Raw genomic sequence first — 24955 nt, 5'->3', positions numbered from 1 at the left:
GATCGATCAGCCGCGTGCGACGGATCGTTCGCGGGCGAGCTTTGCATCAAGTTGGGGCTCAAAAAGACGACGATAGGCGTCCAGCAGCTTCGGCTCTTCGTGATCCCACGACAACGCATCGACGATGCGCTGGCGACCGAACGCGCCCATTGCCATCCGGAGCTCAGGGGCATCGACGAGCTGCAGGATCTTGTCGGCAAAATCGACCGGGTCGTTCTTCGCGGCATATAGAGACGCTTCGAGGGCTGATCGGCGCCCCTCGCAGACATCGAACTGCACGATGGGTTTGCCGAGCGCCATGTACTCCATGATCTTGTTCATTGTGGAGATGTCGTTCATCGCAGTGACCCGATCCGGATTCACGCAGATGTCGGCGGTCGACAGCATCGTGAACAAAGGGTCGTCCGCAATGGCACCCGTCAACGTCACGAATTCATCCAGCTGTTTCGCGCGGGTGGCTTGGACGATCGCGTTCCATTCCGGTCCGGTCCCGGCAATGTTGAACTGAATGTCGGTACGTCCGCAAACACGCACGATGTGTTCGATCGATTCCAGCAACAAGTCCAACCCTTCGGACTGACCGATCACGCCGACATAGCCGACACTGAAGCGGCGACCCTTATTCCATGCGAGATCCGGCTCCCGCGACCGGACGCGCTCCAGGTTGGGTCCGGAGCGAACGACGAAGATCTTGTCCGGGGGCATGCGGCCGCGGCTGATCGCGACCTGCCGATAGGATTCGTTGGTCGCGATGGAAATGTCTGCCGTCTTGAAGGTCAGGAATTCAAGCAGTTTGAGCAGCTTCCAGAAAATGTCGCGCCGCCCGAACTTGGCTTCGTAGAGCTCCGGATTGACATCGTGATGGTCGAATACGAATTTCTTTCCGCCGAATATCTTGTAGAATAAGCCAATCAGGAAGATCAGATCCGGGGGATTGCATCCGTGAATGGCATCGAAGCCGTGGCGCCACGCAACTTTCAGCGACAGCGCGAATTCCCAGAAAAGTGCCGTCGGATATTCGATGAAATAGGCCGCAACGCCGCGGGCCTCGACCGGCAAGGGATGTCTGTAGATGTGGATACCGTCGAGATATTCGTAAGCAGCGTCATGTCCTCGGCCCTTCGGGCAGATGACCGACACGGCATAACCCGCCTTGCGCAACGCCGTTGCTTCGCACCAGACACGGCGATCGAACGGGACCGGGAGGTTCTCGACGATGAAAAGAATCCGCTGACCGGGCTTATGCTTGACCATTCTGGCAATCGAACTTCTGCTATGGATGTGAATTCGCTTAAAGCGATATAAATTCTAACATCGTATTGGCAGCATACTCATATACGAAAGGCAAATGTTATCATAAAAGTTCGCTATGTTGTTAATGTATTCGCCCTGAGTGTGCGGCACGTCCGGACAGACGCTACGGGGTATTTATGGAGGTGATCGACCGACGCGGAATGTTAAGGCGAGGGGCTGCAATGTGGGTGCTCAGCCTCGTCGCGCTAGGCGCATCCCTGGTGTGGCTTCTTAACCATAAAGAACCAAGCTCGGATCCTTCACGGATACATCAGCGTATTCCCGCAACGTATTTTGGGCTTACGATCAATGGGATCGGAGGGCACGTGCCGTGGCCGGAATTCGGGTTTGCCGGAGTCCGGCTGTGGGGGGCCATCTACTGGGCCGAGATTAATTCGGCCCCTGGCATCTATGATTGGTCGCGCTTCGACGAGATTCTCGTCGCTGCGCAGCGCAATCAGGTCGATGTGGTGTTCAATCTGGCATTCACCCCGCGTTGGGCTGCCTCGGTTCCGGATGCCGCGCCGGCCTTCAGCCGAGGCGCAAGCTCGCCGCCGTCCGACATCAGGCACTGGGAGGCCTTCATCACTGCAGCGCTGCAACGGGCAGCGGGGCGGATACGCTACTGGGAAATATGGAACGAGCCGGAGGATCCGAATTATTACTCCGGCGACGTCGCGACCATGATCCGACTGCAGCAGCGCGCCTACGAGATCATCAAGGATAGCGACCCGTCCCTGCAGGTGATTACGCCGTCGTTCATCGGGACTGCTGACGGCTTTAGGTGGCAAGCTGAGTTTCTCGCGGCGGGAGGCGGAAAACATGCCGATATCATCGGCTTTCACGGCTATTGGGACGATCCGAAGCCGGAGGCCTTGATTCCGATCATGGTGCGCCTCAAGACACTGCTTGAGCAGCATGGTTTGGCTGGCAAGCCGCTATGGGACACCGAGGCCGGTTGGCCGGCGACGCTGAATGACCAGGATCTGCAGGCCGCGTTTGTGGCGCGGTCCTATCTCCTACGATGGTTGTACGGGGTCGACCGATTCTATTGGTACGCCTACGAAGGAGGCGGTGCTAGCTTCGGCAAGCTGTGGGACGCCAAGCTTGGGCTTTTGCGCGCCGGCCATGCCTATCGTACGGTTCAACGCTGGCTGGTGGGTGCCATGCCCTCGGGTCCCGTCGATCAAAACGGCGGCGTCTGGAGTTTGCCGCTTGATCTGCAGGATGGTCGCTCGGCGCTTGCGGTCTGGATGACCGACGGAAAGTCGAATTTTGCATCCGGATCGGCCTACGACCGCTACGAAACCCTCGATGGCGCCAGCCACGCGGTCGTTAACGACGCGGTTGAAATCGGACCGATGCCTGTTCTGTTAATCGCAAAAGCCATATAAATCAGAATGATGACGAAGCGCCTTAACCTTGGCCTCATCGAGACTCCGAGCCGACAACAGCAGACCCCAGCATGAAGCAAATCGCGCAAAATTATAAGACCGGCGAGCTCGCGCTGCTAGACGTGCCGGCGCCGACATCCCGCCCTGGCGGACTTCTCGTGCGCACTGCCTTCTCGGCAGTTTCGTCCGGCACCGAAATCATGAAGGTCTCCGAGAGCAAGCTGTCATTGCTTGGCAAGGCCCGCGCGCGGCCCGACCAGGTCGCAAAGGTGGCGCGTTCGGTGAGGCAGCAGGGTCTGCGCGCGACCTACCAGAAAGTCATGAACCGGCTGGATTCATATACCCCGCTGGGATATTCGCTGGCCGGCCACGTTGTGGAGATCGGTGAGGGTGTCGAAGGCTTCACGATCGGCCAAGCGGTCGCCTGTGCCGGCAACCAGTTTGCGCTTCATGCAGAGTTCAACTGGGTGCCGGTCAATCTGTGTGCGGCTGTTCCCGATGGCGCGGCGCTTGATCAGGCTGCGTTCACGACCATCGCGTCGATCGCCTTGCAAGGCATGCGTCAGGCCGAGATGCAGCTCGGTGAGACCGCCTGCGTGATCGGACTGGGATTGATCGGGCAGATACTGGTCCGGATGTTGCGCAGCGCCGGCGTTGTCGTCGTCGGTCTGGATCGCCTAGAGGGCAGGTGCCGTCAGGCGGAAGTGGCCGGTGCCAAAGTTTGCGCGCAGGCGAGCGCCGACGCGATGCCGGCGTTTCGCTCGCGGGTGCTGGAACTGACCCAGGGCCACGGGGTGGATTGCGTATTCGTTGCGGCGGGTAGCAACGATGCCGCGCTGGCCGGGCAGGCCGCCGCCTTGCTCCGCGACCGCGGCCGGATCGTGGACATCGGCAAGAGCCGTCTCGACCTGCCGTGGAACGATTTCTACGAGAAGGAACTCGACGTCAGGTTTTCCCGGTCCTATGGGCCGGGACGCTACGATCCGCTCTACGAAGAAGCCGGGATCGACTACCCGATCGGCTATGTGCGATGGACCGAAAAGCGCAACATGGATGCGGTGCTGTCGCTCCTTTCGGACGGCCGGCTCGATTTCTCTGCGCTGATATCCGATGTGGTGCCGTTCTCGGATGCGGTTGCGACCTATGAGCGGATGAACCGGGGCGAATGGGCCGGTCTCGGCATGGTGTTCTCCTATCCGGCGTTCTCGGCGGCCCAGACGCGCATCATTCATCGCGCCACGACGCCGCCTGTCCCCGGCCAGGTTCGCCTCTCCGTCATCGGTGCGGGCAATTACGCGTCGAGCATGCTGCTCCCGCAGCTGAAATCGGACCCGCGCGTCAATCTTGTGGAGGTCGTGACCAACGGCGGATTGAGCGGGGCGACGGCCGTGCAGAAATTCGGCTTCGCCCGGGCCTCGACCGATGCCGCTGAGGCGCTGCTCGCTCCCGATATCGATGCCGTCGTCATTGCGACGCGGCACGCCTCGCACGCCGTGCTCGCGGCCCAGGCGCTGCGCGCCGGCAAGGCGGTGTTTGTGGAAAAACCCCTCGCGCTCGACCCGCCCTCGCTGCAGCTGATCGAAAAGGCCGTCAGCGAGTCCGGCAACGATCGCCTGATGGTCGGCTTCAATCGCCGCTTCGCGCCGTTGCTGCAGAAATTGCGGCTGGCCTGGACCGGGCGCGGCCTGCAAACCTTGCAATACCGGGTCTTGGCAGGCCAGCTCGACAAGTCGTCGTGGTACTTGCAGAGCGAAACCGAAGGCACGCGCTTTGCCGGCGAGGGCGGTCATTTCATCGATACACTGAGCTGGTGGATCGGCGCCGATCCGGTGCGCGTGGTGGCCATGGCCGACCGCAACGACGCGGACAACCTGGCCGCGACGTTTTCCTTTGCCGACGGCTCCTTGGCCACGCTGAACTATCTCACCGGCGGCGATCCGCGCGTGGCCAAGGAAGCCATTGAGATTTCCACGGCATCGGGCTTTGCCGCATTCGATAATTTCACCGGCTACGGGCTCTGGCAAAATGGCGGCAAGAGCTCGCAGCGCGGGCGCCTCGACAAGGGGCAGTCATTGATGCTGACCGCCTTCGTCACCGCCGTCGCGACGGGAACGGCGATGCCCATCACCTTTCAGTCTCTCGTGGCGACAACGCGGGCGACCTTTGCCGTGCAGGACAGCGCGCGCACCGGGCAGGTTATCGACTTGCAGGCGGCTGTCGATGCGCCGGACGTCGTGAAGTCCGGGATTCGATGACCCCGGGTTGGTACCTCCGTCGTCTCCGGCGAATGACCGCGGCCGAGATCGCCGGCCGGCTGCGCGACCAGCTGCAGCAGTTTGCGTGGCGGCACCGGCCGCCCGACATCCGGGCGCGCGTGTCGCGCAGCCGGCTGCGCGAGGGCGCTGTGAATTGCAAAGCGCTGCCGGCGCCGGCGGATTTTCCCGCGGCTGCGGCGAAACCTTTGCTCGAAGTGGCCGACGGCATCCTGCGCGGCGAGTGGCGGGTTTTCGGCCGCGCGCATCCCGGACTGTGCGAAGCGCCGGACTGGTTCGTCGACGCTCGCGGCGGCCGGCGCGCCCCGTCCTCCAGCTATGCCTTCGACATCCCGCACCGCGATGAAGCCCGCACCGGCAATATAAAATTTATCTGGGAGCCGTCCCGGCATCACCATCTGACAGTGCTGGCGGCTGCCTACGCCGTCTCCGGTGACGAACGCTACGCCGAACGCGTCGCCCTGCACCTGCAATCCTGGTGGCGCGAAAACCCGTTCTTGCACGGCCCGCACTGGATCAGCGGCATCGAGATCGCCATTCGCCTGGTATCGTGGTCGTGGATCCGGCAATTGCTGGCCGGCTGGCCCGGCGTTCGGACGCTGTTCGAGGACAATCCGGAGTTTTTGGCGCAGCTGTATGGCCACCAGCTCTGGCTGGCGAGATTTCCAAGCCGCGGATCGTCGGCGAACAACCACACCATCGCCGAGGCCGCCGGCCAGTTCGTCGCCGGCTGCGTATTTCCACTGTTTCGCGACAGCGCGAAGTGGCGCTCCGCTGCCGCCGAAGAGCTGCGCGTGCAGGCGTTGGCGCAGACCTTTGGCTGCGGCGTCAATCGCGAACTGGCCACCGACTACCACGGCTTCGTGCTGGAGCTGCTGTGGGCGGCCGCGGTGCAAAGCGAGGCCGCCGGGTATCCGCTTGACGGCGCAGTGTGGAAGACGATAGGCCGGATGACCGATGTCATCGCAGCAATGCTCGACGCCGCCGGCCGGCCGCCGCGCCAGGGCGACGCCGATGACGGCATCGGCCTGCTGCTCGATACGCCCGATTACGATCGCTGGCACAGCCTGCTGGTCACCGGCGCTCGCATATTCTCCCCGATGCCGTGGTGGCCCGCCGTCGTAGCCGAAGACCTGCGCACTGCGTTCCTGACCGCGGGCCTGCCGTCGCGGGAGGCCAGCTGGGATCGGCCATCCGAAAAGCCCGCTGAGATGCCGGAGGCCGGACAGGTGTTATTGCGCGACGGCGCGATCTGGTGTCGTGCCGACCACGGGCCTCACGGCTTCGGCGGCATCGCCGCGCACGCCCATGCCGATGCGCTGTCGATCGAACTGCGCGTCGGGGCCACTGAGCTCCTCGCCGACCCGGGCACCTATTGCTACCATGGCGAGCCGCGCTGGCGCGATTACTTCCGTTCCACTCTTGCGCACAACACGCTAGAACTGCTCGGGCGGGATCAGTCGATCTCCGGCGGGCCATTCTTGTGGACGCAGCACGCGGACAGCCGCCTGATCGGCGCCGCGGGTCTCGACGAGCGCTCGCCATTGGCCACCTGGCAGGCCGAACACACCGGCTACCTGGCGGCGGCGGGCGTGAGCCACCGCCGCTGCGTCAGCCTGCAGCGCGGCAAGGGATTGCTGCACGTCGACGACCGCATCATCGGCGACGCCACGATGCAGGTCGCGGCGCGATTGAGCTGGCACCTCGGCCCCAACGTGGCGTGCCTGCTGGACGGGGCGCGGGCTTTTTTATCGTGGCCGGAGGGTCGGGCCGAGATCAGCCTGCCGGGACAGCTGACCTGGTCGCTGTTCAGAGGCAGCGAGGCGCCAATCGCCGGCTGGTATTCGCCGTCGTTCGATCGCAAGACGCCTGCGATAACCCTGGTGGGCAGCGGCGACCTCGCGGTCGGCACGGCGCTGCTGACGGTCCTGCATATCCATCCGCGCAAGCCTGCGGAGCCATTTGCATGAAAATCCTCGTCGCGCATAACCGCTATCAGGGGCGCGGCGGCGAGGATATGGTGTTCGAGGCGGAAGTCGCCTTGCTGCGCGATGCCGGCCACGCGGTCGAGACCCTGATCGTCAGCAACGACAGCATCGATTCCCTGGCCACCCGGGTCCGCGCCACGCTGCGGGTGGCGAACAATCCGGACGGCGTGCGCGTCATGGCCGCGGCGATCGATCGCTTCCGGCCGGATGTCGTCCACATCCATAATTTTTTTCCGCTGCTGTCGCCGGCGGTGATCGACCTATGCCGCGAAAAGCGCGTCGCGGCGGTGGTGACGCTACACAATTATCGCACCATCTGCGCCGGCGGCATGCTGCTGCGCGACGGCCGCATCTGTCACAAGTGCGTCAACGGCAGCAATTTGTGGGGCGTGGTGCACCGCTGCTACCGCGATTCCCTGGTGGGCTCGGCGGCGTCCGCCTGGATGGTTTCGCAGCATCAGCATCGGGGCACCTGGACCCGGCCGGGCGTGCGCCTGATCGCGCTGACGCGATTTGCGAAGGACACTTTTGTCCAGGCCGGCTTTCGTGCCGAACTGATCGACGTCAAACCCAACTTCATGCAGGACCCCGGCGCGCCGGACTTTTCGGCGCCGCGCGACGGCGTGCTTTATCTCGGCCGGCTCAGCCCGGAGAAGGGGGTCGATGCGCTGCTGCGCGCGGCGGCGAAAGGTGGCTTTCCGCTGCGCGTGGCCGGCAGCGGCCCGGAAGAGAGCAGGCTGCGTGCGATGGCGCCGCCTAATGTCACATTCCTCGGCCAGCTGACGCATCAACAGGTGATGACAGAGCTGTCGCGGACCCGGGCGCTGGTGGTGCCGTCGCTGTGGTACGAAGGCTTCCCGCTGGTGATCGTCGAGGCGTTTGGCCGTGGAACGCCGGTCATCGCGTCCGCGCTGGGCGGGCCGGGCGAGGTTGTGACCCACCAGGACACCGGGCTGCTCAGCGAACCCGGAAATGTTAACGCGCTCGCCACAAATGTTAAACGAATGCTGGCGGGCGACAGTTTTGCCGCGGATTGTGGCCGCAGAGCTCGCGCCGAATTCCTGGCGTTGTATACACCAGAGCCGAATCTCCGCGCCCTCGAAATGGTATATCGCAGCGCCATCGAGGCATATTCAGCCGGTTAAGGTACCGCTTCGACGTTGGCCGAACTAAAAATATTCTTCCCGAAGAATTCCCGGCGTTTTGTGCCTGCTACCTAGGCGGGATTTTGTCCGTGATGTGGCGGCAACGCGCTGGATTCATTGCGTATTGTTGCGCTGCACTTAACAAATATTGCGTCGCTTCGTCCCACCGGTTCACGGTGCGGGCGCCAAAAACCGCTGCGTTATAGGTCACAACGCCAGCAAAATATGAGGTTAACGAAGCATTAGTAGTTGACTTGGCATTTTCACCAATTTAACAATGCGCTTAACAAGTCATGAACAGGCGTGTTTAATAAAGTCGTAACGCAGTGAGTTAGTGCCCGGTTTTCGGGGTGAATTTCAAAGAAACGGCCGCCATTTGGGTCGTTAATTGTGCAGGGGTGCAAACGATGGCGACTTACAACATGGACCAGACCGACCTTCGGTCCGCTCTGACCCCGAATATTGATCCGACCATCCGACAGGAAGTTATCGATTATCTCGTCGGTAAGACTGGTTTTCAGGCTAACGGTTCCGGCACTGCATTGGTGCAGACCGGCGCGGCGATTTTGACGCCCGATCCGACCGCCAACGTCCTGATCGAGCTCAATGCCAACAACAACCCGGTCACCACCGACGCCAACCTGAAGGCGATCATCGCCAACACCCCGGCAAACGTGACCTTGGTGGTCGACGGCAGCACGAATGTCCTGGTGGCCACCGGCAATGGCGACAATCAAGTCTACATCAACAACACCGCCTCCGTGACCGTCCTGACGGGATCCGGCGCCGACACGATCTACGCCGGTTCCGGTGCGGACTCGCTGAGCAGCGGCGCCGGCAACGACGTACTGGTCGACCAGATCTCCGGCCACAGCACGCTCGACGCGGGCGCCGGCAACGACTACCTGTTCGGCTTCGGTTCCGACACAATGCTGGGAGGCACCGGCAGCGACACGCTGTACGGCGGTGTCTCGTCCGAGCTGCATGGCGGCGCCGATAACGACGTACTGATCTCCGGCAGTGACGCTACCCACGCCAACACCCTGTACGGCGATGGCGGCAACGACCTGTTCTACAACGAGGCGGGCTACGGCGGCGGTCTCGGCCACGACTCGATCTACGGCGGCACCGGCAACGATACGGTCTATGCCGGCAACTCCGGCCAGTATGTCGATGGTCAGGACGACCAGGATTACATCATCGGCGGTACGGGTGCCGACACCCTGCACGGCGGCAGCGGCAACGACATCATATACTCAGGCAGCGTCTCCGGCGGTAGTGCAGCCACCCTGTACGGCGATGCCGGTAACGACTCGCTTTACGGCGGTGCGGGTAACGACACCCTGTTTGGCGGTTCGGGCAGCGACACGCTTGTCGCCGGCTCGGGCACCCAGACGCTCATCGGCGGCGCAGACGGCAGCTCGTTCGTCGGCTCCAACACCGGCACGGCATCGATGGTCGGCGGTGCGGCACAGGATTACTTCTACCTGTCCAACACGGCCAGCAATGACACTATTGACGGCGGTGGCGGCAACCTCGACTCGGTCACCTTCCTCAACCATTCGGCATCTGATGTGTCCAGCATCACGGCTGGTGGCGCGGGTTCAGCTGCCGGCTCCCTGGATGTCACCTTCAGCAATGGCCAGGTGACCAACGTGAACAACGTCGAATACCTGATCTTCACGGATGGTTACACCAAACTCTGATTGAGATTGACCGACCAATAACGACGCCGCCCTGGATCATCCAGGGCGGCGTTTTTTATGGAATGTGCCAGCAGCCAGCATAGGTCGCGGCTTTCATCAGGGGGAAGAACAGCATGACCACGTCCAGTCTCACGCAGGCCGACCTGGCCGCTTTGTTGGCGACGACCATCGATCCGGCCGTCCGGCAGCAGATCCTGGATTATCTGGTCGCCACTACCGCCTGGACCTCGCCCGATGATGGATCCGCGATTCCGGTCGAGATCGGAAGCTACATCCTGACGCCAGATGCCGCTGCCAACGTTTTTGGTAGAGAGCAATCCGCACAATAACGGTGTGGCGGGCGGCGCCACCCTTAAAGCGATCATCGAGAATACCGCGGCGGATGTCACGCTGGCGGTCGGCGGCAGTTCGCCGCTTCTGGTCGCCACCGGCAACGGCAGCAATCAGGTCTTCATCACCAATACCGCGGCTGTCACGGTACTGACCGGCTCCGGCAACGACACCATCTTTGCCGGCACCGGCGCCGACGTGATCCGCGCCAATGGCGGCAACGACGTGCTGATCGACCAAGCCTCCGGCTCGAACACGCTGGATGGCGGCGATGGCGCCGATGCTCTCTACGGCTTCGGCTCGGACACGCTGTTCGGCAGCGCCGGCAACGATACGCTCTATGGCGGCCTGTCGTCTGAGCTGCACGGCGGCGCCGACATCGACATTCTCATCTCCGGCAGCGATGCCGGCCATGCCGACAAACTGTTCGGCGACGGCGGCACGGACCAGCTGACAGGCGGCGCCGGGGCCGATACGCTCGATGGCGGCGCCGGCGCGGACGTCGTCACGGCCGGCTCGGGCAACCAATATCTCGACGGCGGCGATGACAACGATCTGGTGGTCGGCGGCACCGGCGCCGATTCGCTGCACGGCGGCAATGGCGCCGATGCCGTCTATTCCGGCAGTGCCTCCGGCGGCGCCAATTGCATGTTCGGCGATGCCGGCAACGATTCGCTCTATGCCGGCGCCGGCGATGATACCTTGGACGGCGGTTCGGGCAATGACCTCGTGCTCGGCGGAGCGCTCAGCTCTACCTTGCACGGTGGAGCGGACGACGACATCATCTATTCCGGCAGCACCTCGGGCTATGGCAGCACCTTGTACGGCGATGCCGGCAACGACACTTTGTATGGCGGGATTGGCGCAGACACGATCTTTGGCGGCAGCGGCCACGACCTGCTGGTCGCCGGCCACGGCCTCGGCATCACCCAGACCCTGATCGGCGGCGATGACGGCAGCTCGTTCCTCAATGACACCGGGGGACCCAGCGTCTCCATGGTCGGCGGCGCCGGCCAGGACTATTTCTACCTGAACAACATCTTCACGGAGGACACCATCGACGGCGGCGGCGGCAACCAGGATTCGGTTACCTTCGGATTTCACAAGAGCACAGACGTGCTCAGCGTGACCCCGGGATCGACGGCGAATTCCTTCGACGTCACATTCGGCTATCTGACGTACAACCACCTGGCGCCGACGCAGCTGCCGGTGACCCACGTCACCCAGATGACCCATGTCAGCAATATCGAATATCTGATCTTCAACGACGGAAACTACACCACGCTGTAGTATGCTTTCAGACGCACCGGTCACCCCCAGCCCACATTCAGCCTCATGTTGAGGAGCGCGCCTTTGCGCGCGTCTCGAACCATGAAGAGATTGTGCGTCGCCGACGAATGAAATTAAGTCGCCGTCGCGGTGTTTACTCACACGAGACTCCATTCCAGGTGATCTGGAACAAAATACCGCTTATTAACATAGCTCACGAACAACGCGTTCCCGGGCTGGTGTCGCATCCGCGTCATGTTAGATTGTGAAATCGCAGCCGCCCACAAAAACCAGAACGAGTGATTGAAAACGTGACCGGATCGACCTTGAATTTCGGGCAGCGGCGGCTGCTGAACGCCGGCGCTGGCAATGTGACAGCGAAGCGAATCGAGACCCTGCTGGACTCGAAAGGCTGGGAAGAGGTGCGCCTTGACGTCGATCCTGATGTGAACCCCGATATCGTCGGATCGCTGACAGACCTCGACCAGTTGTTCGAGCCCGCGTCCTTCGACGCCATCTGGTGCTCCCACGTGATCGAGCACCTGTTTGCCCATGAGACCTGGCCGACCCTAGTCAAATTTCGCCAGGTGCTGAAACCCGGCGGCTTCGCCCTCATCATGTGCCCGGATATTGAGGCGGTGGCCGAGCATCTGCTAAAATACGGCTTGGCTTCGATCGCCTATACCTCGCCATCTGGGCCGATTCGCGCGCTTGACATGCTGTATGGCCATTCCGCCGCCATCGAGCAGGGCCGCCATTACATGGCCCACCGCACCGGCTTCACCACTGAACGGCTGGGCAGCCTGATCCTGCAGGCTGGCTTTGCCGCCGCTCGCGTCCGCAGCGAGAATTTCGAGATCTGCGCACTGGCGCTTATGCCAGGTGCTGATGCTGACGCAGTTCAGACGGAGCTGGCCAGCTCGGGCTTCGATTTCCGCGAGACCGCTGCCTGAGCACTGGCGGACTCAATGTTAATCAATTCCCACATTATCGGCTTATTTGGCCCTTAACATTTGATTTCTGGTGGAATTGCGATGTGCGTTGCGGCATGATGTTCAAGCCTCCGGGCGTGCGGCGCTGATGTTAAGAGCCGCGAGACCATTCCGGGTCGTTTCAGATGATAGCTCAGAGGCCGGTCATGATCGTTGAACCAACCATCGTCGGCAATCCTCCTGAAGACGCGGCGTCGTCCGGCTTGGGCTCGCTGGTCATCGTGGCGCGCCAGCATGGACTTCACCTGACGACCTCGCAGCTGATTCACGACAACTTGCTGTCCGGCCAGGAAGTGTCGCTCAGCGACCTGCTGAAGTGCGCCAATTCGTCGGGCATGACGGCCAAGGCCGTCAAGCTCGACTGGAAGGGCCTGAGCCAGCTCAAGAAGGCGCTGCCCGCGATCATCCGCCTGAAGGACGGCAGTAGCATGGTGCTGCTGCGACTTGAGGGCGACGAGAACAACGTGCGCGTCGTGCTGCGCGATCCCAACGCCGCTGAGGACGCACTGCTGGTGATCGATCAGCCGCGCTTCGAGGACATCTGGACCGGCGAAGTCGTGCTGGCAAAGCGCGACTATTCGGTCTCGGATGAAACGCAGCCGTTCAGCCTGGGCCTGATCGCGGCGCTGATCTTTCGCGAACGCCGCATCGCGCGCGATATCGCCATCTCGGCGCTGATCCTCGGCCTGCTGGCGCTGGCGCCGATCATGTTCTTCCGGCTGCTGACCGACAAGGTGATCTTCTACAAGGCCGACAACACGTTCTATGTGCTGTGCGTCGCCATGCTGGTGGTGGTCGCGTTCGAGACGGCGTTCTTCTATCTTCGGCAGTATCTCGTGCATCGCCTAACCACACGGCTCGACGTCAAGCTGTCGACCTACGTGTTCGACAAGGTGCTGAGCCTGCCTATCGATTATTTTGAGCGCACGGCGGCCGGCCTGATTTCGCGCGACATTCGCGAGATTTTCCGCGTCCGCGGCTTCCTGATGGGGCAATTGTTCGGCACCATCCTGGATTCCACGACGCTGATCTTTTTTCTTCCGATCATGTTCTTCTTCAGCCCGATCATGACCTTCGTGGTGCTGGGCTTCGCCGGGTTGATCGTGCTTTGGCTTTTGCTGATGCTGCCGGCCTATCGCAAGCGGTCGTCAGCGGTGATCGCGGCAGAGGGTGCGCAGGGCGCGTTTCTGCAGCAGTCGCTGAGCGGCATCCGCACCATCAAGTCGCTCGCGCTGGACACAAGGCAGCGTCACATGTGGGACGTGCTGGTCGCCCGCGTCGCCAAGGCGCGGTTCGAGGAAGGCAAGATCGGGACCCTGATCCAGGCGGTGGTCAAGCCGATGGAACGGTTTGCTGTGAGCGGGTCCTTCGCAGTCGGCGTCTATCTCGCCATCACAACCAACGATCCCGTCTATGTCGGCGCGCTGTTCGCCTTCATGCTGCTGTCGCAGCGCGTGTCGGGCCCGCTGATGCAGATGGCCCAGCTCATCAACCAGTACGACGAAGCGCGCTCGGCGGTGGCCATCGTCGGAAATCTGGTCAACCAGCCGGCAGAAGAAGGCCGTTCCGGCCATGGCGTCCGCGTGCCGCTGAAGGGCCACGTGCAGTTCTCCGGCGTGACCTTCAAGTACAAAGGCGCGGTGTCGCCGGCGCTCAATGACGTCAGCTTCGAGGTGCCGCTGGGCCAGACCATCGGCGTGATGGGCAAGAGCGGCTCCGGCAAGACCACCATCACGCGGCTGCTGCAGCGGCTGCATTCCGATTATGAAGGCCTGATCAAGATCGACGGCGTCGACGTGCGCGAATACGACGTCGATCACCTGCGCCGCAACATCGGCGTGGTGCTGCAGGAGAACTTCCTGTTCAGCGGCACCATCCGCGAGAACATCTCGGCCGCCAAGCCCGACGCCACCTTCGACGATGTGGTGCAGGCGGCGCGGCTGGCCGGCGCCGAGGAGTTCATTGACAAGCTGCCGCGCGGTTACGAGACGTACATCTACGAGGGCTCGCCCAACCTGTCCGGCGGCCAGCGGCAGCGGCTGGCCATCGCGCGCGCGCTGATCGTCAATCCGCCGATCCTGATCCTCGATGAGGCCACCAGCGCTCTCGACGCCGACAGCGAGGCCATCGTCAACGCCAACATCTCGCGCATCGCTCACGGGCGGACCATGATCATTATCTCCCACCGGCTATCGTCCTTGATCAAGGCGGACGCCATCCTGGTGCTTAACCGCGGCGTTGTGGACGATATCGGCCGCCACGAGGAATTGCTCGAGCGCAACGACATCTATGGCGGGCTGTGGCACCAGCAGAACCACCACATGGACACGCCGGCCAGAAACGATCGCCCCGCCTACAGGAGTCCGACCCTTGTCTCCTAACCAGGCATCTTTGGCCACCGTTCGCCAGTTCCAGTCGGAAACCGACGCGATCCGCGAGGCGCCCGAGCCGCTCGCGGCGCGGGCCACGCTCTACGTTCTCGTGGCGTTCGTCCTCGCGCTGGTCGCGATCATGTGCCTGATGCGGCTCGATCGCGTCATCGGCAGCGTTGGCGGCAAGATGGTGCCGATCGACCAGATCAGCGTGCTGCAGGCGCTCGATGCATCGATCATCAAGACCATCGACGTGCGCGAGGGCGACCAGGTCAAGCCCGGCCAGTTGCTGGCCACGCTGGATTCCACCTTCACCTCCGCCGACGTCAACCAGTACCGGCTGCAGATCGCCAGCCTCGCGGCGCAGGTGGCGCGCGACGAGGCCGAGCTGAAGGAGGAGCCGCTGGTCTATCCGGCAAACTCCGATCCGGATTTCCAGAAGTACGCCGCCTTGCAGAAGGCGCTGTACGACCAGCGGATGGCGCAATACACCGCGCAGATCAACAGCTTCGACTCCAAGATCAAGCAGACCCAGGCGACCATCGAGAAGCTCCGCGGCGACGACGCCCGCTACCGCCAGCGCGATGAGATCGCAAGCAAGATCGAGACCATGCGCACGACGCTAGCCGAGAGCGGCACCGGATCGAAGCTCAATCTCTTCATCTCCCAGGATACCCGGCTGGAATTGCTGCGCACCCTGGAAAACACCCATAACAGCCTGATCGAGGCGCAAAACACGGTGGCTTCCTTGAATGCCGACCGCGACGCATTCAAGCAGCAATGGGCCGCGGCGCTGAGCCAGGATCTGGTGACCACGCGCAACAAGCTCGACGACGCCAGGTCGGCGCTGGAGAAGGCGGCGCGGCATCTGGACCTGGTGCGGCTGACTGCCAGCGAACCGTCCGTCGTGCTGACCATGGCCCGGCTGTCCGTCGGCTCGGTGCTGAAGCCCGGCGATCCGTTCATCACGCTGATGCCGGTGGGAACGCGGCTGGAAGCCGAGATCAAGATTTCCGCGCGCGACATCGGTTTCGTCAAGGCGGGCGACAACTGCACCTTGAAGATCGATGCGTTCAACGCCGCCGAGCACGGCACGGCCCAGGGCAAGGTGCGCTGGATCAGCGAAGGTGCCTTCACCACCGATGACGACGGCAAGCCCATCGATGCCTATTACAAGGCGCGCTGCTCCGTCGACGAAACGCATTTCATCGGCGTGCCGAAGAACTTTCGCCTGATCCCCGGCATGACCCTGACCGGCGATATCAATGTCGGCACCCGCTCGGTTGCGATGTATGTGATCGGCGGCATGCTGAGCAGTGTCAAGGGAGCGATGCGCGAGCCATGACGGTGGCAGCCCGGTCGATTCTCGGACGGCTGCTGCCCGCCTCGAGGGCGCAGGCCTTTGCCCGCGGTGAGGGCGCCTATGAGCGCGGCGCCTATCTTGAGGCCTACCGGCACTGGCGCGTTGCCGGCGAGGCCGGCCATGCCGGGGCCGCGTACCGCGTCGGGCTGCTCTATGCGCGCGGTGAAGGCGTTGTGCGCAGCCTGCCCGATGCCGTCGCGTGGTACACCCGGGCCGCCGAAGGCGGCAACGTCGAAGCCCAATTCCAGCTCGGCCTGATCCATCTCAACGGCGCCGCCGCGCCGCTTGGCATGAACGCGCCGGAGATGTGGCGGCGTTCGTCGGCGGCGCGCAGCGAGGCCGGCGGCAAAATCCAGGCGCTGGTATTTCCGCACGGCACCGATGTGCCGCCCGACGCGCAGCTCGCCTTCCGCTGGATGCACGCGGCCGCGGAGGCCGGCCATGCGGAGGCGCAGGCCTTTCTCGGCGATTTCCATTCGAACGGCACCGGCTGCGACAAGGACCTTGCCGCCGCGCTGACATGGTATCGGGCCTCCGCGGACGAGGGCTCCGTGCGCGGCGCGTTTGCGCTGGGCGACGTGTACTTCCAGGGCCGCGGCGTGCCGGTGGATTATCCGACCGCGGCGCAGTGGTACGACAAGGCGGCGACGGAGGGGCACGTCCGCGCCCAGGTGGCGCTCGCCTTCATGCATCTCAAGGGCACCGGTCTGGCCGAGGACCATGCCGAGGCCGCGCGACGCTTTGCCGTCGCGGCGTCCCATGACGACAGTGTGGCGCAGTATCACATCGGCCTGATGCGACTGAGCGGCGACGGCGTCGCGCAGGACATCGGCAAGGCCGAAACCGCATTGCGCAAATCGGCGAAGAAGGGCTACCTGCCGGCCATCTTGGCGCTGGCGGAATTCTATGCGCTGGGCACCGGATCGCAGCCTGACCTGTGCGAGGCCGCCAACTGGTATCTCGCCGCCGCCGAGCAGGGCAACGCCCAGGCGCAGTTCCTGGTCGGCCGCTTCCACGCCACGGGGACCGGCGTTGCGCCGAACCTGCGCGAGGCTGCGAAGTGGTTTCTGCGCGCGGCCGAGAACGGCCACACCACCGCTGCCTATAATGTTGCGGTGTTCCTGCTCAACGGCACCGGCGTGGCGCAGGACGGCGCCGCCGCCGTCAGATGGTTCGAACGCGCGTCGGAGGCCGGCATCGCGGCCGCACAGACCCAGCTCGGCCGGCTCTATGCCGCAGGCCAGGCCGTGCCGCGCGATGCCGGGCTCGCGGGCGAATGGCTGCACAAGGCAGCCGCGGGCGGCGACCCCGACGGCAAGACCGCCTATGCCGTATTCCTGCTGCAGCCGGACGCGCCGCCGGATGTCGTGGCGCGCGCGCGCGGGCTGCTGACGGAGGCCGCCAACGTCGGCTTCGTGCCGGCCGCCCTGCAGCTCGGCCAGCTCGCCATGGGCAGGTTCGGCGTCGCGCGAGACCTAACGGAAGCGGCAAGATGGTTTGGTAAGGGCGCCGAGGCCGGCAATGCCGAGGCGCAATATGCGATCGGGATGCTGCATCTCGATGCTAGCAGCCCGGTCCACAATGCTGGCGCGGGCGCGGCATGGATGGCGAAGGCGGCCGGCGCCGGCCACGGCGCGGCGCAATTCCAGCTCGGCGTGCTCTATTGTACCGGCAACGGCATCGAGAAGAATCTCGCCGAAGGCATCAACTGGTACGAAGCCGCGGCCAGGCAGGGCCACGCGATGGCGCAATACAACGCCGCCGTGATGCTATCGAACGGGCAGGGTCGCGAGGCCGATCGAGAGGCGGCGCTCGGCTGGTTTCAGAAGGCGGCGGAGCAGGGGATGGCGGAGGCACAGGTGGCTGTAGGAGACACATATCGCAGGGCGGCGGAGATGGCTAAAGAGGATAGCAGCCAGAACTCGTTGTGACGGGGCTACAAGCTTAGGGAACGAAACTGCTAGTCGCGTACTATGCTATCTTGAATCTGGCAGTGAACGATCATGCTACGCAAGTATCGGCGACAGATTAAAGAAGTAACTATGGATGCAAATTTGATCAACCGGATCTTTGCCCTTCTGTTTCTATGTGGCTTGGCATTAAGACTTCCGTTTTCGTCAGATGCCCTTGCAGAACAGCTGTTTCCCGATCCGGGCTTAACAAATCCGAAACTCAGATTTCACTCGGGACGCAGAGTTGGCAATGAAATTGAAATTTCCCCCGTGCTTCCGGATATTTTGGGAGATGCTTCCGCTTGGACTGTAGTTCAATGGAACAAGACCGAAATCCTTGATCCCTCGAAAATGTTAAAAGGTGATCCTCGGTATAGCGATCGGCTATTTGGTAACCCGAAATACACTTTTACTTCTGAGAACAGGGAGTCGAGGTTAAGTATCTTTGATACTGGAGTTGGCTCATCGAAAATATTCGAACTTTTTGCGTCTGGTGGACAACTAACTGAAACGGGCGGGGCAAACCTCTTCCTCGCAGCGAAGGCTCTGAACGGCGGCGCAGTTTTGGATAAGCCCGTTCATTATTCAGTGAAGTTGCGAATTTCGGAAGCTGATGTGCATGCGCCCAGTTCGCTGATTTCGAGCGGCGTGGTTCTCGCCCAAGTAATAAGTGGGTTTACTTTGATACTATCCGACCCGGAATCGAATCGACGGACACCGGTGTTTGTTCAAATTGGTCACGCGAACTCTCGAAATTCGTATTCTCAATATCGAGGATGTTACCCCAATCACGGCAATCGAGACATTGTCTATAATTCGGTAGGAGCAAAGCAATTGCGGTTCGAAGCCGGAGATGCAGTCAGTTTTCGGTTTTCCCTAAACAGCATTGTCTGTCAGATGGCAAAGAGAAATTTTTTATGCCGACGAACGGATGGTACAAATGAAGATTTCAGTTTCCCGGCTGCAGCGCTCGATATGAAAAACTGGCGTGTGAACTCGATGTACATCGGCCTTGAAACCCAAAACCGCGATGCTCGGACAGATGCGACTGCTGAGGCTCAAGGTGCAATCAGCGTGGCTGTCCAAGTTTCCGACGTTAGTGTTAGCAAAGACGAGAGCTTCGCTCCATCTTCTAACTGCACAAGCTTATCGTTGGACGATTAGTATTCCACTTGATTCCAATACCCGCCAACGATATGTTGTAGTGTAGCATTGATAGCATCAAATGTCCTGAAAGGTACAAGGATGGCGCGGCTTAAGGATACTCAAGCCTACTTGCTTCCATATCATCATACTCGAGATATGGGGCGGTTCAGTGATGGCAGCGAGTCAGTTACTTTCACTCGCGAAGAATTTGAATCGCTAATCAAAGTTTTCTTGCGTGCCGTCGAGGTCGATGAAGATTGGTATCGGTCTGAATACGATGACGTCGATGCCGCAATAGTGGCTGGAAGCTTTCGATCTGCGAGACATCATTTCATTCAAAACGGTTACCGTGAGGGCCGAAGACCAGCACCGGTAGTGGTGGATGAGAATTGGTACGGAAAAATTTATTCAGATGTGACCCGAAGCTTGGAGTTTGGGGAGATTGAATCATACCAGGAGCATTTCGATAAGTACGGCGAGAGTGAGGGACGTTTTCCGTTTCAGTTAGCCTGAATTCAGTGCGACGTCTTTTGGGTTCGAAGAGACGCATTTGACCTGGGGCGCGGTCATGTGAAACTAATCTGACTGGAATTTGAATTCGAGTAGTCTGTGTAATTGATCTGCTGTCGACGAAACAAGTAATTGTTTACTTGGTCTTTAGCTTTCCAAAAGAGTTAATCTAAAAAGTATCCAAAGACGGAAAACAATGGTTGTCGGGCATATTGATCGAATAAATCTGGAAACATGTGCGGGGTGGGTCCTGGACACGGAGCGCCTTGCTGCCCCAATTCCTCTCACATTTTATGTTAACGAGAAGCCAGTGTATTCAGGGCTAGCCGACTTGGAGCGCTTGGATATTGGCGCAAAATACGGTGAATCGCGACACGGATTTTCTTTTGGAATTTCGGCGTTTCTCAAGTACGGAAAAAACATTGTTGATATCGCCATAGATGCGAGCGAGCCTTTCAAATTTCAGAGTCTCCCTTTTTCATTGGATACACGCGACAGAAAAGACCTGGTTGAAGTTGGTACGGAGGGATGGCTCTTCCTGAAAAACGACTCCAACGACATCAGCGGAATTCTTAGCGGCAAGAAAAGCTTTAGAAGCGAGGACCTAGACCCCCTTCGAAAAATGTTTATTAGGCGGCATGTTTTCCTTTCGAGCTTAAATGTCAAATCACTCACATTCGTAATTCCAGATAAGAGCGTTGTATGCTGGAAAAAAAGGATGGAGCCGATGATCCCATCGACAAACCGTCCTGCTGTTACATTGCGCGATCGTTTAGATCGATATAATCCGAGATGTTTTGAATATGGTCTGTCGGCTTTCGACGGTCTTGATCAAGGCGATTTGGGTTTTTTTCGTACAGACGTGCATCCATCCAGCTCAGGGCGCATTGCGCTCTTCAAAAAGATCGCGGAGTTGCTTGAGGTAGATGTAAATTTGAGTTGGTCTAACGACGGACCGATGGAATTCTCCGGTGATCTAGGGGACAAACTTGATCCGCAAGAATCGGAATTAACGGTGTTGTCTAAGCCTGTCTTCGAGACTGTCAGATTACTCGATGAAGTGACGCCCGCTTTTTCGAAGGGGTTGCATCTCACCGGCAAGAGGATGGTTCATGAAAGTTCTGCCGTGAATGGGTCAACTTGCGTGTTGATTGGAACATCGACAGCTTACCACGTGGCTCAAGAGTTTTTTGCCACCTTTAAGCATGTGCATTTCTATTGGGGAAACGATGTTGACGACGATTTCGTGCGATTAATTCGACCCGACTATGTAGTCTGCTTAATAGCAGAACGTTTTCTTTCGCCCCGAATTGTTGACAATCAGGTCTCTATTCCCAGCGGATGGTAGTAAAAAGTCAACAAACCGTAAACGGGAATTGGTTATGAGTACGATTGAGCACTCTCCGACGATTGAAGCTGATTTTAAGATAATATCTGAGAGTGAACTTTTTGATCGAAGCTTCTATGTTCGGTCAAACGCGGACGTCGCAGAAGCTGCGATTGATCCGCTGATGCATTTTTGCCAGTACGGTTGGCACGAACATAGAGATCCTGCGCCTTTCTTTTCGATGCGGTATTATGCAGCGGCAGTTTCTCGCAAAGAACGAATCATAGGAAATCCATTTGTCCATTACATAACAAAAGGTCAGAAATCCCAGTTGCGGACGAGGCCTGAACATATGGGGCCGATAGAAGTAATTCCGACGATTAAAATATCTCAGTGGCCTGGACTGCTGTCGCGAAAACTTGCTGCAGAAATTGATGTGATTGTTCCTGTTTATCGCGGTCTACGCGACACCGCCGCTTGCTTGTATTCTGTTCTTTCATGTGAAGTTAAGGTTCCATTTCGATTGGTCGTCGTGAACGACAAAAGTCCAGAGGGTAAGCTCAACAAGCTGTTAAAGGCGCTCTCTGAAAGAGGGCTATTCCACTACATCGAGAATTCAAGTAATCATGGTTTTACCTACTCAGTGAACCGAGGTATGCAGCTCGGAATCGGCTGTCACAAGATTCTTCTGAATTCAGATACAATAGTCTATGACGGTTGGATTGATAGGATTGTGGCTCACGCCGCTAACAACGAGCGGCTTGGTACCATTACGCCTCTCTCGAACAATGCGACTATCTTTAGTTATCCAGACACTAACTCTAGCAATAACTATTCTGTTGAAGTATCGCTGGCGTCAATTGATCTGCTGACATCGGTAGTCAATCGAGGCCGTATATTTGACGTCCCGACGGGCGTCGGATTTTGTATGTATATAGATGCTAAATGCCACGAAGAAGTGGGAGATTTCGATGAAGCCACTTTCAATCGTGGATATGGCGAAGAGAATGACTTTTGCGTTCGCGCAAGTTCTGCTGGTTGGAGAAATGTTGCGGCAGCTGATGTCTTTGTTCGCCACACAGGCGAAGTATCCTTCGCGCTTGACGCGGGAACGCAGCAAAAATCGGGTTATATTGCTCTTCTGAAGAAGCATCCTAGGTATGAAAGTGCTGTAAAGCAGTTTGTTACGCGGGACCCTCTGCGAATTGCTCGGCGAGTAATTGATCTGGAGCGATTGCTTTTTGGTTTGAAGCAAAGGCGAATTGCGATTTTTGTAACGCATAATCAAGGTGGCGGAATCGATACTCATATCGCCGAAATAGCAAAAGGATTAGAATTAGAGGGTATCGGTATTATCGTCTTGTCGCCGAATAGGGTGAATGCGTCTGAAATTTCGTTGAACCTATTTGGCGCCACCCTGTACTTGCCTAACTTGCGCAATATCGACGAAGCGGAATTCATTTCCTGGATACTCCCGCGTCTAGTCGAGTCTGGCCTCGAAGTGGTGCATCTTCATAGTGCGGTGGGCTTCAATATTTCAGACGCAGAGTCTCTGATTAAAAAGATAGCCGACAGCGGCGTGCGTGTAGTAGCGACGATGCACGATTATTCTGCAATATGTCCTCGCCATCAGCTTGTTGATGATGGAGAGGATTATTGCGATATCCCTTCGCCATCTGTATGTAACGTCTGCATAAGCAATCTAAGTTATGCAGGGAGAAACGGTCGGAAGCCGGATATCTTGAAATATCGTCACCAATACGCGAAGATGCTATCTCACGCGAAGAAGATATTCGTTCCGTCGTCCGACACTAGAGATCGAATCCGGCCTTACTTAGGTAAACTTGATGTGCAAGTAAGGAAGCATACCGAGAACAATCGCAGCGTGTCGGTCGGTCGCACTTCCGATTTTCCTTCGCATGAGGCAGATAAAAATAGACCGTTAAAGGTTGTTACCCTTGGTGCCATTGGTCCGCATAAGGGCTCTCTCGTAATATTTGGCTGTGCCGCTGATGCGGCGAGGCGTAGTCTCAATATCGAGTATCATGTTGTCGGATATACAAACATCGACGAGAGATTATCTGATGTAGGCGTTAAGATTACTGGGCCGTACTACTCTACGTCTGAGCTGGCAGAGCTTGTGAAAGAGATTAAACCAGACATTGCATTCTTTCCCTCTATCTGGCCTGAGACCTATATGTACGCTCTTTCAGACGCCATGGAACTAAGGATCTTTCCAGTTACTTTCGACATTGGAGCGCAAGCTGAACGCATTGGAGCTGTCGGCTGGGGTGCACTGATTGACGTGCAGGACCGTTACAACTCCGAATTTATCAATGATAGTCTAATTTCCATGGGCATGCGCCTCCGAAGCGAGGGGTTTCCGGAGGCGCAATCCGATTTCAAAACACGTGGTAGTTTTGTGGATTACTATCAATATAGTAATGAAAGTCTCTAGATGTCCGTTATCGTCAAAGCCAATCGAGACACCTTTCTTTTAGCCCTGCCGATTGATCTTTCTGAACTTTCAGACCAAGAGAAAGTCTCTGTATCCGCAGGTTGTCGCCTCGCCGTTTCCGCTATCTCGGAAATAGATGGATGTTTTAAAGTGGAGTTAATTGATCACATGATCGGAAATTGGCGCAAAACTTGGTTTGGTAAAAAAGACCATTGGGATAGCAATGATGATGAGCCTAATTCGGATATTGAATTTGTTAAGAAAAATGCTGACCAGACCCAGGCTGTTGTCGGCCCTAAAACTATAGATTTGTCGAGCGAGAAACCAAACGGCCACATCGACAGTTACTCCCAGACAAGTATTCTCGGTTGGGCATACTACCCCGCGCATCCTGATCTGCGCGCAAATGTGCATTTCTTTTTCGATGGTGCCATGAAGGGATACGCAGTCGCCAATCGCTTTCGTCCCGACGTTCAAAAGGCTGGTCACGGTGACGGAAGCTGCGGTTTCGATTTCGTTCCGCCAGAAGGTGAATTTGACGAGGCGACGACGATCGAGGTGCGGACGTCAAACGGCCAGACTATTGGGGTCTTCAATAAGCTTGATCGTACTTAGCCTATATTAGCGAGACCGGTTTAGCTAATGCGTAGAGGTGGCCGGGAACTGAGTGTTTCTTGACGGCGGTGGAGTATAGATGGACTTTTATCACGGCAAATCCGCCTTATCCCACGTCACATCAGACCTCACGGTTTTAGCTGGGATGCCTGCGTGGATTGAATTAGATGGCATTGGCTTTGATACAACTGAGCGGGCTCCGACGATCGAATCTCGACCTAATTGAGTGCCAGGCAACAGCATTGCATCGTAGCCAAGCCAAACGTGCTCTTCCACAATAACTTTTCCGCCAAAATCATTGATTCGCTTGTTGTCTGATAAATTCAGTATCGCATGCATGTCATCGCTAAAGATTCTGATGTTTGCCGACCACAATCCGTCACTTCCGATAAAGATGATGCCGCCGTTTCGGCAATTCACGCGTGGTCCGGATGTGGCTGCTGTCTTATCTTCGATAATGATTGTTGAGTTGGGTCCACAAGAATACGAACCGTCAGGCATGTATACGTCGTTTCCCAGTATCACTATCGAGCATGCCCCCCAAAGGGTTATCGTAGGTGGGGTGACGTTCTTTCCAATTATGATCACAGATCTTTGTGGAACAGGTTCGCCTTGATGCGTTGCAATGCGTACCGGAGCTTCAGTGGCCGAGAGCAGGACGTTTTCGTTGACGTGCCACCAATCGGGTAGCCCGTTGCTCATCACCTTCAGATCCTCATTCATCAAGAGGGACTTTGTAGTACGCAAAAAGTCTTGAATTCCTAGTTCTTCTACGCGCTTCGCAATGGCTAGTCGTGCACGTGATTGGGCTTCCATGTTTTT

18 protein-coding genes are annotated in these 24955 nt (G+C 58.8%); 16 read left to right on the top strand and 2 right to left on the bottom strand.

Annotated elements, in window-relative coordinates; translation table 11 throughout:
* Nucleotides 1–6 precede the first annotated feature (6 nt).
* A complete protein-coding gene (locus tag FIU28_RS16885; protein ID WP_368039450.1) occupies nucleotides 7–1161 on the bottom strand; it encodes a glycosyltransferase family 4 protein in 1155 nt (384 codons plus the stop codon).
* Nucleotides 1162–1619: 458 nt separating this feature from the next.
* On the opposite strand from FIU28_RS16885, the gene FIU28_RS16880 reads away from it, so the two are divergent.
* From FIU28_RS16880 to FIU28_RS16810, 16 genes are all read left to right on the top strand, one after another.
* Nucleotides 1620–2687 (top strand): glycosyl hydrolase, encoded by a 1068-nt coding sequence (locus tag FIU28_RS16880; RefSeq protein ID WP_246660712.1) that lies wholly within the window; start codon nucleotides 1620–1622, stop codon nucleotides 2685–2687.
* 374 nt (nucleotides 2688–3061) lie between these two features.
* A complete protein-coding gene (locus tag FIU28_RS16875) occupies nucleotides 3062–4942 on the top strand; it encodes a bi-domain-containing oxidoreductase (RefSeq protein ID WP_246660711.1) in 1881 nt (626 codons plus the stop codon).
* 32 nt (nucleotides 4943–4974) lie between these two features.
* A complete protein-coding gene (locus tag FIU28_RS16870) occupies nucleotides 4975–6930 on the top strand; it encodes a heparinase II/III family protein (RefSeq protein ID WP_246660710.1) in 1956 nt (651 codons plus the stop codon).
* Nucleotides 6927–8093, top strand: coding sequence for a glycosyltransferase (locus tag FIU28_RS16865; RefSeq protein WP_143574361.1), 1167 nt, complete (start codon nucleotides 6927–6929; stop codon nucleotides 8091–8093). Before FIU28_RS16870 ends, FIU28_RS16865 begins: the two co-directional genes overlap by 4 nt.
* A 422-nt stretch (nucleotides 8094–8515) precedes the next feature.
* Nucleotides 8516–9799, top strand: coding sequence for a calcium-binding protein (locus tag FIU28_RS16860; protein WP_246660709.1), 1284 nt, complete (start codon nucleotides 8516–8518; stop codon nucleotides 9797–9799).
* 113 nt (nucleotides 9800–9912) lie between these two features.
* On the top strand, nucleotides 9913–10128 hold the full coding sequence (locus tag FIU28_RS27000) for a hypothetical protein (RefSeq protein WP_246660708.1): 216 nt from the start codon (nucleotides 9913–9915) through the stop codon (nucleotides 10126–10128).
* Complete coding sequence (locus FIU28_RS16855; RefSeq protein ID WP_246660707.1) at nucleotides 10085–11419, top strand: calcium-binding protein; 1335 nt, start codon at nucleotides 10085–10087, stop codon at nucleotides 11417–11419. The genes FIU28_RS27000 and FIU28_RS16855 overlap by 44 nt, the downstream gene beginning before the upstream one ends.
* A gap of 290 nt (nucleotides 11420–11709) precedes the next feature.
* Nucleotides 11710–12351 (top strand): class I SAM-dependent methyltransferase, encoded by a 642-nt coding sequence (locus FIU28_RS16850; RefSeq protein WP_368039449.1) that lies wholly within the window; start codon nucleotides 11710–11712, stop codon nucleotides 12349–12351.
* Between the two features lie 185 nt (nucleotides 12352–12536).
* A complete protein-coding gene (locus FIU28_RS16845) occupies nucleotides 12537–14771 on the top strand; it encodes a peptidase domain-containing ABC transporter (protein ID WP_143574359.1) in 2235 nt (744 codons plus the stop codon).
* Nucleotides 14761–16107, top strand: a complete 1347-nt coding sequence (locus FIU28_RS16840) for an HlyD family type I secretion periplasmic adaptor subunit (RefSeq protein WP_143574357.1) — start codon at nucleotides 14761–14763, stop codon at nucleotides 16105–16107. The genes FIU28_RS16845 and FIU28_RS16840 overlap by 11 nt, the downstream gene beginning before the upstream one ends.
* On the top strand, nucleotides 16104–18056 hold the full coding sequence (locus FIU28_RS16835; RefSeq protein ID WP_143574356.1) for a tetratricopeptide repeat protein: 1953 nt from the start codon (nucleotides 16104–16106) through the stop codon (nucleotides 18054–18056). The genes FIU28_RS16840 and FIU28_RS16835 overlap by 4 nt, the downstream gene beginning before the upstream one ends.
* Before the next feature lie 72 nt (nucleotides 18057–18128).
* On the top strand, nucleotides 18129–19241 hold the full coding sequence (locus FIU28_RS16830) for a hypothetical protein (protein ID WP_143574355.1): 1113 nt from the start codon (nucleotides 18129–18131) through the stop codon (nucleotides 19239–19241).
* 81 nt (nucleotides 19242–19322) lie between these two features.
* Nucleotides 19323–19736 (top strand): hypothetical protein, encoded by a 414-nt coding sequence (locus FIU28_RS16825; RefSeq protein WP_143574354.1) that lies wholly within the window; start codon nucleotides 19323–19325, stop codon nucleotides 19734–19736.
* Nucleotides 19737–20064: 328 nt separating this feature from the next.
* The gene (locus FIU28_RS16820) at nucleotides 20065–21081 is read left to right on the top strand and encodes a hypothetical protein (RefSeq protein WP_143574353.1); all 1017 of its coding nucleotides are present in this window, start codon (nucleotides 20065–20067) and stop codon (nucleotides 21079–21081) included.
* Between the two features lie 34 nt (nucleotides 21082–21115).
* The gene (locus FIU28_RS16815) at nucleotides 21116–23518 is read left to right on the top strand and encodes a glycosyltransferase (RefSeq protein ID WP_143574352.1); all 2403 of its coding nucleotides are present in this window, start codon (nucleotides 21116–21118) and stop codon (nucleotides 23516–23518) included.
* The gene (locus FIU28_RS16810) at nucleotides 23519–24133 is read left to right on the top strand and encodes a hypothetical protein (protein ID WP_143574351.1); all 615 of its coding nucleotides are present in this window, start codon (nucleotides 23519–23521) and stop codon (nucleotides 24131–24133) included. It begins immediately after the preceding gene.
* A 90-nt stretch (nucleotides 24134–24223) separates the two neighbouring features.
* Here the strand turns inward: FIU28_RS16810 and FIU28_RS16805 are convergent, their stop codons facing one another.
* Complete coding sequence (locus FIU28_RS16805) at nucleotides 24224–24949, bottom strand: acyltransferase (RefSeq protein WP_143574350.1); 726 nt, start codon at nucleotides 24947–24949, stop codon at nucleotides 24224–24226.
* Between the last annotated feature and the right edge of the window lie 6 nt (nucleotides 24950–24955).

It is taken from the genome of Tardiphaga sp. vice154, from assembly GCF_007018645.1.
GTDB lineage: Bacteria > Pseudomonadota > Alphaproteobacteria > Rhizobiales > Xanthobacteraceae > Tardiphaga.
This window is presented reverse-complemented; position numbering and strand designations above follow the sequence as displayed.